This is a genomic window from Gordonia ajococcus (assembly GCF_012974285.1).
Lineage (GTDB): Bacteria > Actinomycetota > Actinomycetes > Mycobacteriales > Mycobacteriaceae > Gordonia > Gordonia amicalis.
The window spans coordinates 4,010,671-4,031,247 of the sequence record NZ_CP052884.1; the positions used below are offsets into that span (position 1 = coordinate 4,010,671).

Below are 20,577 nucleotides of genomic sequence, written 5' to 3' on the forward strand. Positions count from 1 at the left end.
AACCGGCCAGCTCGGGCAGAGCAGTCTGGTCGAACGTGAGCCAGATCTGGGTGAACGGCGCGAACGCATCCGATCGTGTCGGCCGGAGCGCGTCGACGACCACTTCGAAGGGGACGTCGGCGTTCGACATCGCCTCGACATCGGCTGCGCGCGCACGGTCCAGCAGATCGGCGAACGACGCCCCCGAGTCGACCTGGGTACGCAGGACGAGGGTGTTGACGAACATGCCGACGAGCGGATCGAGCACCGCCTGGCCGCGGCCCGCGACGGGTGTGCCGATGGCGATGTCGTCGTTCGCCGACAATCTGGCGACCATGGCGGCCAACGCCGCGTGCACCACCATGAACGGTGTCACACCGAGTTCGGTGGCCCGTTTGCCGATCTGGTCGGCGATCTCCGCGGGGATCGACATCTCGACCCGATCACCCTGCCGGGTGGCGACTGCCGGCCGGGGACGGTCGGTGGGCAACTCCACCAGGTCCGGGAGCCCGGCCAGCGCACTCCTCCAGAAGTCGAGCTGTCCGCCGACGGTCGACGACGGGTCGTCGAACGCCCCGAGCACGGTGTGCTGCCAGATCGCGAAATCGGCGAACTGGACCTCCAACGGGGCGAGGTCGGGGTCGCGCTCTTCGATCTCGGCGAGATACGCCGCGACGAGATCGGAGACGAACGGGCCCATCGATTCGCCGTCGAAGGCGATGTGGTGCACGACGATCGCGAGGATGTGTTCGCCGTCGTCGACCTGCCACAACCGGATCCGGATCGGCCACTGCTTGGCGACGTCGAATCCGCGGTCGACGGCCCCGGCGATCTCCTCCTCGGAGTCCACGACGTCCCAGTCCAACCGGGCTGCGATCGTCGATGCGCGTCCGATCTTCTGGTACGGCTCGCCGTCGACGGCCGGGAATGACGTGTGCAGGACTTCGTGCCTGCGGACCACACCGACGATCGCCGCGTGCAGAGCGTCGGTGTCGAGGTCACCGGTAAGACGCAGCACGGTCGGGATGTTGTAGGCAGCCGAATCCGTGTCGAACTGGTTGACCAGCCACATGCGTCGCTGGGCGAAGGACAGCGGTATCCGTTCCGGTCGCGGGTCCACTGCGACGATGGGTGCGAGCGCCGCATCCTGCTCGGACACCGCGGCGGCGAGCTCACGCACCGATGGCGCGTCGAAGATCGTTCGCACTCCGAGATTGACACCGAAGATCTCACCGGCCCGCGCGGCGACCCGGGTCGCAGAGAGCGAGTTGCCGCCCAGGTCGAAGAACGACTCGACAACGCTGACCTTCTCGACCCCGAGCACGTCGGCGACCACCGCGGCGATCGCAGACTCCTTCTCGTCTTCGGGGCCCACGTACTCCGCGGCCTCGAAGACCGGCGCGGGCAACACCTTTCGATCGATCTTGCCCGAAGTGGTCAGCGGCATCTCGTCCAGCACCACCCATGCGGTGGGTCGCATGAACTCCGGGAGATGCTCGGCTGCAACCGTCTTGACGGCGTCCAGATCGACCGCCCCGGCAACGGAGACGTAGCCGACGAGCTGTTCGCCACCATGAGCCGACACCACCGCGGCTGCGGCGTTCACCACCCCGGGCGCGGAGGCAAGCACAGCCTCGATCTCGCCCAGTTCGATCCGCTGACCACGAAGCTTGACCTGGAAGTCGGTGCGCCCCAAGTACTCCAGTTCCCCCTCGCGTGCCCACCGAACGAGGTCACCTGTGCGGTAGAGCCGCTGCCCGGGGGCACCCGAAGGTGCTGCGACGAACCTGTCGGCGGTGAGATCCGGACGGCCGGCGTAGCCGCGCGCCAGCTGAACGCCACCGAGGTACAGCTCACCTGCCACCCCGATCGGGACCGGGCGCAGGCGTGCATCGAGGACGTGGACGCTCGTATTCCACACCGGGGCACCGATCGGTATCGCCGGATCACCGGCGAACACCTCGTGCGCGGTGACATCCACCGCAGCCTCGGTCGGACCGTACAGGTTGTGCAGGCTCGCTCCGGCCAGCAACTCGAGTGCGGTCCCCGCCACCGCCGGGGCGAGCGCCTCGCCGGAGGTGAAGACCTGCCGCACCGAACGGAGATCCGCGGAGTCCTGGCCTGCGAGAACGTCGGCGAAGGTCGACAGCATGGACGGCACGAAGTGCAGGGTCGTGACCCGCTGCGTCGCGATCAGTGAGGCGAGGTACATCGGGTCGCGGTGTCCATCGGGCTCGGCGATCACGAGTCGCGCGCCGGTCAGCAACGGCCAGAACAACTCCCACACCGACACGTCGAAGGTGTACGGGGTCTTCTGCAGGACCGCGTCTGCCGCATTGAGGGCGTACCGGGACTGCATCCACTGCAGACGATTCACGATCGCCTCATGGGAGACCGTCACACCCTTCGGACGTCCGGTCGATCCGGACGTGAAGATGGTGTAGGCGGCCGACGCTGGTCTCAATGGGGCGACACGCTCGTCGTCCGTGACCGCCGGCGTCGCGACGTCCACCTCGGAGGAACAGTCGATCACGATGCGATCCACGTCGGTGGTACCGGACCAGACCGGTGCGTCGGCGGCCACCAGCAGAAGCCGCGTGTCGGCGGTCTCGAGCATGTAGCGAGCGCGGTCCTCGGGCGCGTCGACGTCGACCGGCACATAGTGTCCGCCGGCGGTGACGATGGCGTGAACGGCGACGAGCATCTCGACCGAACGCGGAATGGACACCGCGACGGCCACGTCTGGTCCGACTCCCCGCGCGATGAGCTCCCGCGCGGTCTCCGCGACACGCGCACCGAACTCTCGGTAGCTCATCTCGCGGTCGCCGGACACGAGTGCGGTACGCCGTGCGTTCGGTGCCACCTGGGCTGCGAGCAGATCCGGCAGCACTGCGGTGGGCAGCGGAACCCGGTCGCCGGTGGACCAGGCCGAGACCTCCGAGTCGACGTCGCCGAAGACTGGGGCATCGCCGATCGCGGAGTCAGGCCGCGCGACCAGGGTCTCGACGGTTCGGAGCAGCCGGTCGGCAAAGGTGCCGACGGTGGCCGGGTCGAACAGGTCGGTCGCGTAGCGGATGACGCCACTCCACGCCGAGCTTTCCGCGCCCTGCAGGACCTCGACGGTGAGGTCGTACTGACTGGGTCGGTCGCCGGTCTGCATCGGTGCGATGTGCAATCCGGCCAGCGACACCGGTTCGTCGGTGTCGTCGAGGACGTTGAGCAATATCTGGGCGAGCGGCGCGAAGGCCTGCGAGCGGACCGGGTTCAGTTTCTCGACGAGGTATTCGAACGGTACGTCGGCGTTCGCGTAAGCGTCGAGGTCCACCCGGCGCACATCGTCGAGCAGACGGTCGAACGTCATCGACGGCTCGACGCCGGTGCGCAGGACGAGGGTGTTGACGAACATGCCCACGAGAGGGTCGAGTTCCGGACGGCCGCGCCCCGCGACCGGGGTCGCGATCGTAATGTCGTCCACCGCAGCGAGGCGAGAGATCAGGGCGGCGAGGGCTCCGTGGAGAACCATGAAGGGAGTGATGCCGCGCTCACGCGCCACCGAGATGACTCGTGTCACCACGTCGGCGGGTAGTTCGAACGGAACCGACGCGCCGCCCATCGACGCAACCCGCGGACGCGGACGGTCGGCAGGGAGGTCGATCACGTCGGGTGAGCCGGCCAGCTGGTCCTGCCAGTAGCCGGCCTGCCGTCCGACGATCGACGACGGGTCGTCGGCATCGCCGAGGACGTCGCGTTGCCAGACGGCGAAGTCGGCGAACTGGATCGCCAGTGGGGCCAGCTGCGGGGTCTCACCGCGTCGGCGCGCGTCGTACGCGACGACGACGTCGGTGACCAGCGGCCGAATGGACTCGGCGTCACCGGCGATGTGATGAAGCACCACCACCAAGACGTGACGGTCGGCTGCCTCCCGGAGCAAACGAACCCGTACCGGGAGATCCGCGGTGACATCGAAACCTCGCGCCGCAGAGGCGTACAGCGCGTCGAGATCGGTCTCGTCGGCCCAATCCAGCGCGGGGCGCGCCCGGTCGACGGGCCAGATCTGCTGCACCGGTTGGCCGTCCACCGATGGATACGTGGTGCGCAGCACTTCGTGACGTTCGATGACGTCACCGACCGCTGCGCGCAGGGCGTCGGTGTCGAGGTCACCGGTCAAACGCAACCCGGCCACGATGTTGTACGCACCCGAAGACGCATCGAACTGATTGATGAACCACATCCGCCGCTGCGCAAACGACAACGGCAACCGCTGCGGACGCGCACCCGCCACGATCGGCGGAAGCGCCTGCACCGAACCGACATCCACCCGCACCGCCAGCTCACGCACCGACGGCGCATCGAACACCATCCGCACCGTCACCTCGGCATCGAGCGCATCGGCCACCCGCGCCGCCAGCCGTGTCGCCGACAACGAGTTCCCACCGATATCGAAAAACGACTCCACCACACTGACCTGCTCGACCCCGAGCACATCGGCGAACACATCCGCGATCACCCGCTCCAGATCGGACTCCGGCCCCACATACTCCGCCGAGGTGAACTCCGGCTCCGGCAACGACTTCCGATCCAACTTGCCCGCACTGTTGAGCGGCACATCCTCCAGCACCACCCACGCGGTGGGACGCATGTACTCCGGCAACCCGACCGCAACCGACGCCTTGATCGCCTCGAGGTCCAACCGCTCCCCCGGACCACCCGCAACATAACCGACCAGATGCTCACCACCAGCAGCACTGACCACCGTCGCCGCCGCATGCACCACACCCGGCGCACCCGCCAACACCGCCTCGATCTCACCGAGCTCGACCCGCTGACCCCGCAACTTCACCTGGAAATCGGTACGCCCCAGATACTCCAAGTCCCCACCAGCATTACGCCGCACCAAGTCACCGGTCCGATACAACCGCTCACCCGGCCCACCGAACGGATCAGCCACAAACCTCTCAGCAGTCAGATCCGGACGCGCCGCATACCCACGCGCCAACTGCACACCACCGACATACAACTCACCGACCACACCATCAGGCACCAACCGCAAACGCGAATCCAACACAAACGACGTCGAATTCCACACCGGCCGACCGATCGGCACATTCAACACACCATCAGCCCGACCCACACGCTGATACGTGATCTCCACCGCCGCCTCGGTCGGACCATACAAGTTGTACAACTCCGCCGACGGAACCGCCGCCAACGCCTGCCCCGCCACCGCAGGCGGCAACGCCTCACCCGAAATGCCGACGTGGCGAAGGCTGGTCAAGCCCTCGAGGCGACGTGGTCCCGCGAGATCGAGGAAGACCGACAGCATCGACGGCACGAAATGCACCATCGTCGCCCGAGTCTCCCGGATCGTCTCCGCGACATAGACCGGATCCAGATGACCATCAGCCCTGAGCACCACCACCGTCGCACCCACCATGAACGGCGCGAACAACTCCGGCACCGACACATCAAAGGTGTACGGCGTCTTGAGCACCACCACATCCGACTCATCGATCGGCAACTGATGCAGACCCCACCACAACCGGTTCACCACCGCCGCATGCGGCAACGTCACACCCTTGGGCCGACCCGTCGAACCCGACGTGAAAATCGTGTACACCGCCGAGGACACCGACAACACACCACGACGCTCCGCAGCAGTCACCGGACACGTATCACCCACCACCGGACCCGACGCATCCACCACAAACGTCCGCGCACCACAATCAGCCACCGCCGCCGGAACCGGCCCAGGACCGACCAACACCAACTCAGCACCCGCGGTCTCCACCATGTACCGCACACGCTCAACCGGAGCACCGGTATCGATCGGCACATACTGCCCACCCGCCGACACCACCGCATGAATCGCCACAACCATGTCCACCGACCGCGGAACACACACACCCACAGCCACATCCGGACCCACACCGGCATCGATCAACGCACGCGCCAACACCGCCACACGATCAGACAACTCGCCGTACGACACCGACCGGCCCTCGAACACCAGAGCCACCGCATCCCGATCACGAGCCACACCCGCCGCCAACACATCAGCAACCGTCTCCGGCACCAACTCCCGCGACTCACCCGTCGACACCGCCAGAACCGTGCCTGCTTCGTCGGTGTCGAGGACGCGGATATCGTCCACCCGCAGACCCGGGTCGGGCACCTGGGCGAGAATCCGCTCGAGCATCGTCATGTAAGTCTCAGCCGCGGCCCGGGACACGTGGGCAGGACGGTACTTGAGTGTCAGACGAAGCTCCCCACCGATCGGCGAGACCTCGAGGGTCATGGCGTAATGGGTGGCGTCCTTCATCTCGACGTCGTCGATCTGCAGATCCGCGGACCGGTCGGCAGCGGCGGCTTCGCCGAGCTGGATCGGATAGGACTCGAACACGAAGAGCGTGTCGAAGAGACCGTCAAACGGTGAGACCTGCAAGATCTCCGACAGTCCGATGTGCTGGTGATCGAGGACACGCAGCTTCGAGGAGTGCAGTGCCTGAATACCATCCGCGACACGGACGCCAGGGTCGACCTCGGCCACCACCGGAATCGTGTTGATGAACAGCCCGACTGCCCGATCGATGCCTTCCAGCACCGACGGCCTACCCGAGACCGTCTCTCCGAAAGACACAACCGGAGTACCGCTGACACGTGCGAGGAGGACGGCCCAACCAAACTGGACCACTTCGGCCACCGTGGCGTCAAGCGAACGCGCCAGCGCATTCAACTCGAGTACTCGGCGCTCATCCAGGGTGAAGTGGGTCGACCCGGGCAGTGCTTCCTGCGCTCCCGGTCGGCTCGACCCCACGATCGTCGGCTCTTCCAGCGGTGCCAGGACCTCTTGCCACGCCCGCAGACCGGCGTTCGAGTCCTGCGACGCGAGCCATCGCAGGTAGTCGGCGAACTCGGCGCCCTTCGAGACGCCGGCGTCGGTCACCGTGGTACCGGTTCGGTAAACCGATACTAGGTCGGCGAGCACGAGCGGCGCAGACCAACCGTCCATGATGATGTGATGGTTGGTGAACACCAGAGCGCACCTGCCACCCGGCATCCGCACAAGCAGGAACCGCAGCAGCGGCGCACGGCTCAGATCGAAGGGGCGGGTGTACTCGCGGTCCACCAATGCATCGAGCCGCGCACTCGCGTCGTCATCGGAGAGCTCCGAGAGGTCCTCGACACCGATCGGCGTGCTGACCGAGGAACGGACCACGACTACCGGTTCGCCGCTTTCGGCTCGGAAGAACGAAGAACGAAGTGCAGCGTGTCGCCGTGTGACCGCATCGGCCGCTCGCTGAAGGCGCATTTCGTCGACGTCCCCGGCGACGCCGATGACCGACTGCGACACGTAGACGTCGACTTCGTCGCCGGCCGTCGCCAGTTCGGCCTGGAACAGCAGACCCTTTTGCAACGGTGAGAGCGACCAGAGCTTCGCACCCGGGTGTTCAGCCGCCAACCGGTCGATATCGGTCTGCGAGAGATTCGCGGCGGGAATGTCGGACGGCGAGTAACCCACATCCCCCGACGACGCGACCGCGTCGGCAATCGCCGAGAGCGCCTCGAGGAAATACCTGTCCAGCTTCTGCATCTCGTCGTCGGACACTGCCGACGGCGAATGGCTCCACGCGACCTCGAGCTCACGTCCGTCTGCCGTGCTCACGGTCGAGATGTTCGCGTTGAGGTTGCCCGGTACGACCATTCCGCCGTTGACCGTGCCGGGCAGCAGGTACCGCTCCGCGGCTGGGAGGAATGCGACATCCGAGGACACGTCCGTGGCGTCCGCAGACGATTCGGCCACGTTCCCCAGATAGTTGAGGGTGACCTCGGGCATCGGGCGGTCGGCGACCGGTGAACCCTGAGTGAGGTAGCGGTGCACGCCGAAACCGATGCCGTTGTCGGGCAACGCGTTCAGCGCTTCTTTCACACCCTTGACCAGACCGACGACCGAAGCGTCGGACGTCGACGCAGTCACCGGGAAGGTCACCGGCGCGATTCCGGTGAACCACCCGACTGTGCGGGTGAGATCTGCGCCCGGGGCGACGTGCTCCTCGCGTCCGTGCCCCTCGACGAGCACGGTCAGGTTGGTCAACGGCGTTCCGGGCGTGCGCTCGGCCCGGAAACGGGCGAGTGCACTACCAAGTGCCGCCAGCAACGCGTCGTTGACGCGGGTGCGGAACGCCACCGGCACGTCGACGAGGACCGGCTCGGCGATGCGGGCCGGTATACGCGAGACCACATCTCGCAGAGCGCGGTCGCGGTCACGGTCGCGGTCGATCGGCGCCAGTACGGGGGTGTCGGTGTCCGGCAACATGCGGTCCCAGAGCGCGGCCTCGTCGGCGCGGGCGGTGGCGAGATCAGCGATCGCCGCAGCCCAACGGCGCATGGATGTGCCCTCGGCGGGCAACGAGATCTCCTCCCCGCGGGCGCGCTGCGCCCCCGCGTTGACCAGGTCGGCGACAACGGTCTGCCAGGAGACCGCGTCGACCACGAGATGATGGATGGTGACGACCATCCGGCCGTTCCCACCGTCGGCCGGCCGCAGGACGACACAGCGGACCATCGCACCGCTCTCGGGGTCCAGGCGCAGCATGGTGTCACGGTGCGCCGCGTGGACCGCGGCTTCGAATTCGGTCGTGCCCGGCACCGCGTCGACGATCTGCTCCTCGACAGCGGCCTTCGCATCGAATGCCTCGCCGGCCAAGAGATGCGGTACGCCGGACTCGGAGTGGACCAACCTGGCCGACAGCATCGGGTGAGCGGCGATCAGCGCGGTGAGGACGTCGACGATGTCGGAATGCGGGATGCCCGCCGGTATCCCGACGACCATCGCCTGGGCGAAAGCGGCGTAGTCCGTCGGCGCGTCGGCGCGTTCCAGCATCCAGCGTGCGACCGGCAGAAGCGGCACGGCACCGGTCCCGCCGCCGGGCAACTCGGCGAGCGTCTGCCCTGCCCCGCTCATGGCGACAGCAGCGAGGGCGCGAACGGTCTTGTGCTCGAAGATGTCCCGTGGACGGACCGCGAATCCCGCGGCGCGCAACAACGCGGCGAGCTGGATCGACATGATCGAATCGCCACCGAGCGCGAAGAACGACTCCGTCACCCCTACGGTCGGGCGTCCCAGCAGACCGGCCATCACCTCGGCGATCAGCTGCTCGGTCGGGTTCTCGGGGGCGACCTCTTCTGCGCTGTCGAAACGGGCTTCCGGCAATGCTTTTCGGTCGATTTTGCCCGCCGATGTCAGGGGCATCTCGTCTACGACGTTCCACGACGCCGGTCGCATGAACTCGGGTAGGGTTTCCTCCGCAGCTGCCTGGACGACGGCCACATCGACCGATTCGCTGGGGCCGGCAGCGAGGAAGGCTGCGAGGAACTCTCCGCCACCCGGCGCGGACGCGACGGTGACCGCCGCGTGCACGACCCCCGGCGCCGCGGCCAGCACCGCCTCGATCTCGCCGAGTTCGATCCGCTGTCCGCGCAGTTTCACCTGGAAGTCACTGCGTCCGACATACTCCAGGCGGCCGTCCCTGTTCCAGCGGACGAGGTCGCCCGAGCGGTACAGACGCGCGCCTGGCTCTCCTAGCGGATCGGCGACGAACCGTTCCGACGTCAGCGAGGGACGCGACGCATAACCACGGGCAACCAGGGCGCCGCCTAGGTAGAGCTCGCCGACGATGCCCGGCGGGACGGGCCGCAGGCGCGCGTCGCGCACGTGTGCGCGTGTGTTCCACACCGGCCGTCCGATGGTCACGTGCGAGTGTCGTTCGACGTGGTCAACGGTCGAGTAGATGGTCGTCTCGGTGGGACCGTACTGGTTGTGCAGGCTCACTCCTGGCAACGCCTCGTGGAAGCGTCGCGCCAGAGCCTCTGGCAGGGCTTCGCCACCGGTGTGCACCAGCCGCAGACGCGTGAGCTGCGTGAGCTGCTCGCGGTCGACGACCTCGAGGAAGACCGACAACAGCGACGGCACCAAGATCGCGGAGGTCACCCGTCGCGCCCGCATGACCTCGGCAAGGTACTGCGGGTCCCGGTGTCCGCCCGGGGCGGTCACGACCAGGGTGCCCCCGGCGAGCAGCGGCCGGAAGAACTCGAGCACCGACGGGTCGAAGGTGTACTCCAGCACCTGGAGGACGACGTCGTCGGCGGTGAAGCCGTAGCGCCACTGGTCGTAGGCGAGGTGGGTCGACAGCGATCGATGGCTGACCGTCACGCCCTTCGGACGGCCCGTCGAACCCGACGTGAAGATCGTGTACGCGGCGCGGTCGGCTTCGCGCGAGGACACTGGGAGGTCAGCACTCGCGATCAGGGGTGCGTCAGAGTCGATCTCGGCGCCGGCGTCGATCTCGATCACAGTGATGCCCTCTAGTGCGCTCAACGCCGCGGGCAGCTCCCCCGCGAGCGTCAGCACGAGGCCTGCCCCCGAGGTGGACAAGATGTACTCGATACGCTCCGACGGTGCCGCCGGGTCGACGGGAACGTACTGTCCCGCTGCGGCATTGACGGCATGGATACCGATCACCATCTCGATGGAGCGCGGCAAGCACAGCGCCACTGCGACATCCGCGCCAACTCCATGGCCGAGGAGTGTCCGAGCCAGTATTGACACCCGGGCCGCGAACTCGGCGTAGTCGAGCACCCGATCGTCGAGAACGACGGCCGGCGCCGTGGGCGTCAGCCGGCTCAGCTCCGAGACCCGGTCCCACATCGCCGCGGTGTCGATCTCGGCGATGTCACCGCGTGCCGTGATCTCGTTGTCGTCATCGGCCGGCACTGCCACCGACACGTCGCCGACCGGAAGGGCCGGATCGGCGGTCACGGTGTCGAGCACTGTGATCAACCGGTCGATGAAGACCCGGATCCCGGTCTCCTCGAAGAGGTCGGTGGCGTACGTGATCGAACCCGCCCAGTTCTGTTCGGACGCGCGGATCTCCAGCGCGAGGTCGAGCTGCGCAGGATGATCGCCGGTCTCAGCCGGCTCGACCGACAGTCCCGGGATGGAAGCGGTCGACGGTGTGTCGTCGACGAAATTGAGCATTACCTGCGCGAGCGGTGCGAACGCCTCCGAACGCGCGGGGTTCAGTTTCTCGACGAGGTATTCGAACGGGACGTCGGCGTTCGCGTACGCGTCGAGGTCCACTCCGCGGGTGTCGGCGAGCAAGTCGTCGAAGCTCCGTGCCGGGTCGACCGCGGTTCGCAGCACCAGGGTGTTGACGAACATACCGATGGTCTCGTCGATCTCAGACCTTCCGCGACCGGCAACCGGCGTGGCGATGGCGATGTCGTCGACGGCTGCCAAGCGCGACAGCACTACCGACATCGCGGCATGCACCACCATGAACGGCGTGGCCCCCGCCCGGCGCGCAAGAGGCGTGACGCGCTTGACAACCTCGGCAGGGAACTCGAACGCGATGGTGTGGCCGCGCATCGATGCCACGACGGGGCGCGGATGGTCGGTCGGAATGCGGAGCAAGTCCGGCAGGTCTGCGAGTTGCCGAAGCCAGTAGCCGAGCTGCCGTCCCAGAATCGATGATTCGTCGTCGACATCGCCGAGGACGTCGCGTTGCCAGACGGCGAAGTCGGCGAACTGGATCGCCAGCGGGGGCAGCTGCGGGGTCTCACCGCGGCGCCGCGCGTCGTACGCGACCACGAGATCGCGGACCAACGGGCGCACCGACTCGTTGTCGCCGGCGATATGATGGACGACCACGACGAGCACGTGCCGATCTCCGGCCTCACGTAACAGGCGGACGCGTACCGGCCACTCACGCGTGACATCGAAACCGACGCCGGCGGCCTCGACGAGCTCATCGGATGACGTCGACTCCGCCCAGTCCAACCGGTAGTCGACCAGCTCGGCGGACTCGATCGACTGGACGGGTTCACCGTCGATGCTCGGGAACACAGTGCGAAGGATCTCGTGGCGCGCAACGACATCCAGGAAAGCTGCGCGCAGGGCGTCGGTGTCGAGGTCACCGGTCAAACGCAACCCGGCCACGATGTTGTACGCACCCGAAGACGCATCGAACTGATTGATGAACCACATCCGCCGCTGCGCAAACGACAACGGCAACCGCTGCGGACGCGCACCCGCCACGATCGGCGGAAGCGCCTGCACCGAACCGACATCCACCCGCACCGCCAGCTCACGCACCGACGGCGCATCGAACACCATCCGCACCGTCACCTCGGCATCGAGCGCATCGGCCACCCGCGCCGCCAGCCGTGTCGCCGACAACGAGTTCCCACCGATATCGAAAAACGACTCCACCACACTGACCTGCTCGACCCCGAGCACATCGGCGAACACATCCGCGATCACCCGCTCCAGATCGGACTCCGGCCCCACATACTCCGCCGAGGTGAACTCCGGCTCCGGCAACGACTTCCGATCCAACTTGCCCGCACTGTTGAGCGGCACATCCTCCAGCACCACCCACGCGGTGGGACGCATGTACTCCGGCAACCCGACCGCAACCGACGCCTTGATCGCCTCGAGGTTCAACCGCTCCCCCGGACCACCCGCAACATAACCGACCAGATGCTCACCACCAGCAGCACTGACCACCGTCGCCGCCGCATGCACCACACCCGGCGCACCCGCCAACACCGCCTCGATCTCACCGAGCTCGACCCGCTGACCCCGCAACTTCACCTGGAAATCGGTACGCCCCAGATACTCCAAGTCCCCACCAGCATTACGCCGCACCAAGTCACCGGTCCGATACAACCGCTCACCCGGCCCACCGAACGGATCAGCCACAAACCTCTCAGCAGTCAGATCCGGACGCGCCGCATACCCACGCGCCAACTGCACACCACCGACATACAACTCACCGACCACACCATCAGGCACCAACCGCAAACGCGAATCCAACACAAACGACGTCGAATTCCACACCGGCCGACCGATCGGCACATTCAACACACCATCAGCCCGACCCACACGCTGATACGTGATCTCCACCGCCGCCTCGGTCGGACCATACAAGTTGTACAACTCCGCCGACGGAACCGCCGCCAACGCCTGCCCCGCCACCGCAGGCGGCAACGCCTCACCGGTCGTGCTCAGCAGACGCACCGACGTGAGGCCGGCCAGTCGCTCGGCACCAGCCACGTCCAGGAAGACCGACAGCATCGACGGCACGAAATGCACCATCGTCGCCCGAGTCTCCCGGATCGTCTCCGCGACATAGACCGGATCCAGATGACCATCAGCCCTGAGCACCACCACCGTCGCACCCACCATGAACGGCGCGAACAACTCCGGCACCGACACATCAAAGGTGTACGGCGTCTTGAGCACCACCACATCCGACTCATCGATCGGCAACTGATGCAGACCCCACCACAACCGGTTCACCACCGCCGCATGCGGCAACGTCACACCCTTGGGCCGACCCGTCGAACCCGACGTGAAAATCGTGTACACCGCCGAGGACACCGACAACACACCACGACGCTCCGCAGCAGTCACCGGACACGTATCACCCACCACCGGACCCGACGCATCCACCACAAACGTCCGCGCACCACAATCAGCCACCGCCGCCGGAACCGGCCCAGGACCGACCAACACCAACTCAGCACCCGCGGTCTCCACCATGTACCGCACACGCTCAACCGGAGCACCGGTATCGATCGGCACATACTGCCCACCCGCCGACACCACCGCATGAATCGCCACAACCATGTCCACCGACCGCGGAACACACACACCCACAGCCACATCCGGACCCACACCGGCATCGATCAACGCACGCGCCAACACCGCCACACGATCAGACAACTCGCCGTACGACACCGACCGGCCCTCGAACACCAGAGCCACCGCATCCCGATCACGAGCCACACCCGCCGCCAACACATCAGCAACCGTCTCCGGCACCAACTCCCGCGACTCACCCGTCGACACAGAGACCAGATCGGCGCGAGCGGTGTCCGACAGCAGGCTGACGGAACCGACGGTGAGCGACGGATCCGTCGTCAGATCGTCGAGGAGTGCGACGAACGTGCCGGCGATCGCCTCGATCGAAGGACCGTCGAAAAGGTCAGTCGCGTAGACGATCTGACCGCGCCATGAACCGTCCTGCGTCGCGGTGCCCACGCTGAAGGTGAGATCGACCTTCGCCGAGTCGGTACCGGGATTGACGGTCTCGAGGGTCAGGCCGGGCAACTCGGCGACGAGCCCGACGCCGGGCTCCCCCGTCAGTCCGAAGTCGTGCTGATCGAACGACAGCATGACCTGACTCAGCGGGGCGAACGCTTCCGAACGCACCGGGTCGAGCCGCTCGACGAGGTACTCGAAAGGGACATCCGCATGCGCCAGCGCATCGAGGTCGGTGGCGCGGACCTGGTCCAGAACGGCCTCGAATCCGTCGTCCTCGCTCAACCGGGTACGCAACACCAGCGTGTTGACGAACATGCCGACGAGTTCGTCGAGCACCTGCCGGCCGCGGCCGGCGATCGGCGTCGCGATGGCGATGTCGCCGGAACCGGTGAGCCTGGACAGCAGCACGGCGAGGACCGCATGGGTCAACATGAATTCGGTGACGCCGTACGCACGGGCGAGATCGGCGATGCGCGAAGCGGTGTGGGCGGGAACCGTGAAGTCGATGGCTTCGCCGCGAAGCGACGCCACCGGAGGCCTCGGCCGGTCCGTCGGCAACTCGATGACATCGGGTAGGTCAGCGAGCTGCTGCTCCCAATACGCCAGTTGCGAACCCAGCACCGAAGTGGGGTCGTCGACGTCGCCGAAGACCCGGCGCTGCCACAGCGCGAAGTCTGCGAATTGAACCGGCAGAGGCGGCAACTCGGGAGCACCGCCGTCCCGGCGGGCCTGGTAGGCGACGACCATGTCCCGTACCAACGGGCCGATCGACTCACCGTCGCCGGCAATGTGATGGATGACTGCCAGGAGCAGGTGCGTGTCCTCGGATTCGCGCAGCAGGCGTACCCGGATCGGCAGATCTACGGTGACGTCGAAGCCCGTCATCGCCGCCTTCAACAAGTCGGCCTCGCCGTCGACGACCCCGAAGTCGAGTCCCTGAAGGGCGTCGGCAACCGACTGCACGGACTGGTACGGGACGCCCTCCACTGCGGGGAAGACGGTGCGCAGCACCTCATGCCGCGCCAGGACGTCGCCGATCGCCCCCCGGAGGGCCTCTACGTCGAGATTGCCGCGGAGTCGCAGAGCCGCGGGGAGATTGTATGCGGGAGAAGCGGTGTCGAGACGGTTGATGAACCAGACGCGCTGCTGTGCGAACGACAGGGGGACCCGGTCGGGCCGCGGCCCCGCGACGATCGGTTCGAGAGTTCCGCTCCCGGGACGGATCCGGGCCACCAGATCGCGCACTGTCGGCGCCTCGAAGACCATGCGCACCGACACCTCGGCATCCATGGCCTCGCCGACGCGCGCGGCGAGGCGAGTTGCCGACAACGAGTTGCCGCCGAGGTCGAAGAAGGACCCGGCGACGCTGATCTCCTCGGCACCCAGCACGTCGGCGAATGCAGCCGCGACCAGCCGTTCGGCTTCATCAGCGGGCGGCACGAACTCGGCCGTCGAGCGGAATTCCGGTTGCGGCAGCGCTTTTCGATCAGCCTTGCCGGTCGGGTTGAGCGGGATCGAGTCGAGGACGACGAGCGCCTCGGGCACCATGTACGGCGGCAGCGACCGCGACACGGCGGCGAGCGCATCGTCGGGTGACACCGAACGACCGGGTTCGGCGGTCACATACGCGGCCAGCCGGGTACCTGCCGGGGTCGGTATGCCGACGACGACGGCCGACGCGACCTCCGGCAGCTCACGAAGCGCAGCCTCGATGTCACCGAGTTCGATTCGCAGACCACGGATCTTGACCTGGAAGTCGGAACGACCGACGTATTCGAGGGTCATCGACGAGGTCCATCGCACGAGGTCGCCTGTGCGGTACATGCCCTCACCTGTGGCACCGAACGGGTTCGCGACGAACCTCTCGGCGGTCCGGGCGGGCTGGTGCGCGTATCCGCGGGCCAACGGCGGACCCGCGAGGTAGAGCTCGCCGACCACTCCGATGGGGACAGGCCGCAACGACTCGTCGAGCACAAGGGTCGTGATGCCCTGGACAGGCGCACCGATCGTGACCGGCGCACCGGGCCGTAGCGGTCCGGTGCCGGTCGCGATGATCGTGGTCTCGGACGGGCCGTACAGGTTGAACATCGTCCGGCCGCCGGAGTCCGGTCCCAGTGTGCGCCGGGCGATCTCGGATTCCGGCAACGCCTCGCCGGCGGTCATCAGGACGGGGAGCGCCTGCGCCGGGAGTTCCGGGAGGGTGGCCAGGACGCTGGGCACGATCACGGCGTGGGTGACCCCATGGGCGACGATCATGTCCGCGAGTTCGGGCCCGCCGTAGATGTCGGGGGGCGACAGGACGAGAGTTGCCGCATTTCCGTAGGCGAGTAGATACTCAAAGACGGAGGCGTCGAAACTCGGCGAGCTCACCGACAGCATGCGGGACCCGGCGGCGAGGCCGTAGTCCCGTGCTGCCAGATCGGCGACGTTCGCCAGGGCGCGGTGGGTGACCACCACTCCCTTGGGACGACCGGTGGAACCGGACGTGAAGATCAGATAGGCGGCGGAATCCGCGGTGAGGACACCTGTTTCGGGAAGTGCGCTGCCGGTCTCCCCTTGCAGGGCTCGCAGGAGCGTGTCCAGGTCGTCGTCCAGCACCGTCCAGTTCGGCCCCGCCGGCATCGCGGCGTGGTGTGAACGTCCGACTACGCCGATCGTCGAACCGGAGTCCTCCACGATCGCGGCGATCCGCTCGGCGGGATACCCGGGATCGACCGGACAGTAGACCGCACCGGTCTTGGCGATCGCCCACAGGACGATCTGCCCCGCCAGGCCCCGGGGAAGCGCGCTGATGACCGGCCGCTCAGGTCCGGCGCCCGCGGCGATCAGCCTGTGCGCCAACGCCGTCGATGCCGTGTCCAGTTCGCCATAGGTGAGCTGCGCCGAACCCATGACCGCAGCGGGGCGGTCGCGGTGCACGGCGGCTGCGCGGAAGATCTCCGACAGGTTCACCGGCGGAGCGGCGTCGGGCCCGGCGACCACCATCGCGTCGCGGCCGGCCGCCTCCATGATGTCGAAGTCACGGACCGGCCGGTCGGGTGAGTCGACGGCCTGACGCGCCACATGCTCGAAATGGTCGACGAATCGGGCGATCGTCGACGGCTCGAACAGGTCGACCGCGAAATCGATCGTGCCCGAGAGGTAATCACCGCCGGCCTGCTCCCCTGCCAGCCCTTCGACAAAGGTGATGTTGAGATCGTAGTCGGTCAGCGCGCGCGTCTGGTCGACGAATTCCGCTGCCACTCCGGGCAATTCGAACTGGGTCGCGGTCGCGTCCTGCAAGGCCAGAGCCACCTGGAACAGCGGTGCGTGCGATTCGGATCGCGGCACCTGCAAGGCATCGACGACCAGCTCGAACGGCACATCGGCGTTCGACATCGCAGCCAGATCGCGGTCGCGGACGACTCGCAGGAGTTCGTCGAACCGCGTGTCGGATTCGAACTCCGTACGCAGCACCAGAGTGTTGACGAACATGCCGATCAGATTGTCGAGCGCACGCTCTCCACGACCGGCGTACGGAGTCCCGACGCTGATGTCGTGGCTGCCCGTGATCCGGTTCAGGACCACGAGCCACAACGCATGGAGCACCATGAACAGCGAGACGCCATGGCGATGCGCGAGCTCCTCGAGCTCGGCTGCCATTCCCGCTCCGATGGTGAACGCGTGGCGCGCGGAACGCTTGGTCTGCACACGCGGACGAACGTGGTCGAGCGGAAGGTCGATGATCTCGGGCGCGCCGGCGAGGGCGTCTCGCCAGAATGCCAGCTGTGCGCCCGCGACGGTGTCGGTCGAGGCCGGATCACCGAGCACGTCCCGTTGCCAGAGCGCATAGTCGACGTACTGGACCGGGAGCTTGTCGAAGTCGGGTGCCGAGCCACCGTGCCGTGCACGGTAGGCCACCATCACGTCACGTGCGAGCGGCACGATCGAGGCGCCGTCCGCGATGACGTGGTGAACGACGAAGACCAGGACGTACTCGGTGCGCGACAGCTGCAGCAACCGCACCCGCAGCGGCGGTGCCGCGTGCAGGTCGAAGGGGGCACGCACCAGCGCGTCGACGGTCTCGTCGATCGCGTGCGCAGCCACCGGCACCGGCGGGTCGACCACGACATCCGGTGGGGTGTCCTCGACTTCGCAGACCAACTGCTGCGGGACACCGTCGACGGACGGGAACCGGGTGCGCAGCGCCTCGTGCCGACGGATGACGTCGTCGATGGCCGCCGCCAGGTGCCGGGACTCGAGCACACCGGAGAACCGCATGACGAGCGGGATGTTGTAGACCCCGCTTTCCGGCTCGAGCTCGGCCAGGAACCAGAGCCGTTGCTGCGCATAAGAAAGCGGAATATCCCCGGGACGGTCGATCACCGTCAGCTCCGGGATCTCGACGTGGGCGCGGTCGCGGACCCGCTCACCGAGGGTCCGCACCGACGGGCACTCGAAGATGTCCCGGACGCCGACCCGCAGTTCGAGGACCTCGGTTGCGCGAGCGGCGATCTGCGCCGCGACCAGTGAGTTGCCGCCCAGGTTGAAGGCCGACTCGGTGACGCTGATCGACTCGACGCCGAGCAGCTCGGCGAACACCTCGGCCAGCCGTCGCTCGAGTTCGTCGGCCGGCTCGACGAACTCGACCGTGGCCTTGTCGAGCGCGGGCATGGGCAGCGCCGCCCGGTCGAGCTTGCCGTTGACGTTGAGCGGCAGTTGTTCCAGGACCATGATGACGTCGGGCACCATGTAGTCGGGAACCAGCTCGGCAACCGCGGAACGGACTGCGGCCGTGTCGAGTTCGGCGCCATCCGCACCGGCACCGGTCACGTAACCGACGAGATAGTCGAGCTTGTTCTCCCGCTGGCGGACGGCGGCGGCCGCGGCGTTGACGCCCGGCGCGGCCATCAGCGCCGCCTCCACCTCACCGAGTTCGATACGGAAACCACGGAGCTTGACCTGCGCGTCGCTGCGGCCGAGATACTCCAGTCCGTCCCCGCGCACGATGGCGACGTCACCGGTTCGGTACATGCGGTCGCCGGTGCCGAACGGATTCGCCACGAACCGCGCGGCATTGAGCTCCGAACGTCCCAGATAACCCCGAGTCACCTGTGGGCCGGTGAGGTAGAGCTCGCCGGGGACGCCCTCGGGAACGGGTGCCAGGCGTCGGTCGAGGACATGCGCGGTCAGCCCCGGAAGCGCACCGCCGATATCCGATGCCGCTGTGCGAGAGACGAATTCGGGAGTACAGTCGCGTCGCGTAGCGTAAACAGTAACCTCGGTGGGCCCGTACATGTTGTTCAGCTCGGGACCGGTCCCGCCGTCGATCTCCTGACGGTCCTCGTACCAGCGTCTAACCTGTTCGAAGTCGAGGGCCTCGCCCATCAGCACGAGGTAGCGGAGCGAGCCGGCGAGGCGGCCGAGAGCCGGCGGGCGCAACGCTGCGGCCAGCTGGTAGAACGCCGACGGCGTCATGTTGACAAAGGTGATCCGCTCGCGATTGACGACGTCGATGAAATCGCCGGGCGATCGCGTGGTGAAGAAGTCGAGGACCACCAGACGACCGCCGAACATCAGCGACACCCAGATCTCGGCGACCGAGACATCGAACGCGTACGACTGGAACATCGCCCAGACATCGCGATCGGACAACTCGTACATCTGCTCCATCGCGGACATCAGATGGATCACGCCCTCGTGGTGCACGACCACGCCCTTGGGCTTACCTGTCGACCCCGACGTGTACATCACATAAGCGGGATGGCGCGGGTCGATCCGAGCCGGGATACGCTCGTGCCCCTCGGCGGTGGAGATCTCCTCCACCGTGCACAAATCGACGTCGAACTCCGAACGCCAGTCGTTCGCGGTGTCTGCGTCGGTGATGATCCGAACCGGTTCGGCATCGGTGACCACCGATTGCAGCCGCTCCATCGGATGCGATCGATCCAGGGGAAGGTATGCCGCACCTGACTTGACGACGCCCAGAAGTGCGACGATCAGTTCGGCGTCACGGCTGAGCGCGACGCCGACGAGCTTCTCGGGACCGGCACCGGCCGCCACCAGGCCCGCCGCCACGCGGTTGGAGCGTTCGTCCAGTTCCCGGTAGGTCAGGGACACGCCCTCCAAATCGGTGACCGCGACGCGATCGCCGAAACGGTGCACGGACGACCGGAAAACCCCGGGCAGGCTCGCCCAGTCGTCGGTTCCGAGCACGGCTGACGCCGAATCCCGGATGGTCGAGATCGCTCGCTGCGTCGCAGTCGCCATCTCGGCGGGTGAACTCCCGGGTGCCACCACCAGACCGGTTACCGCGGCCGCGACGGCGGCCTCCGAATCGAGCCCCTGCGCCGCCAGGATGCCGGCGGTCATCGACGCCTGGGCGTGCAGTTGACCGAAAGCAACCGGACCCGCCGCACCTTCGAATGCGGTGGCGTCCGGATCGAGGGCGGCCGCGGAAGCCACCAGGTTCAGTGTCGCCGGGCTGGATCCCCATGGACGAGAAATTTCTG

Annotated in this window: 1 protein-coding gene (only partly in view); it reads right to left on the reverse strand. The window is 67.0% G+C overall.

The genetic code is table 11. From position 1 onward, the window contains the following. Nucleotides 1-20,530: the 5' portion of a non-ribosomal peptide synthase/polyketide synthase gene (locus tag GAA2_RS18240; protein WP_191834500.1), read on the reverse strand. 13,889 nt of this gene lie to the left of the window's left edge; only the first 20,530 of its 34,419 coding nucleotides appear in the window; it begins with the start codon at nucleotides 20,528-20,530; its stop codon lies off the left edge, out of view. Nucleotides 20,531-20,577: the final 47 nt, after the last annotated feature.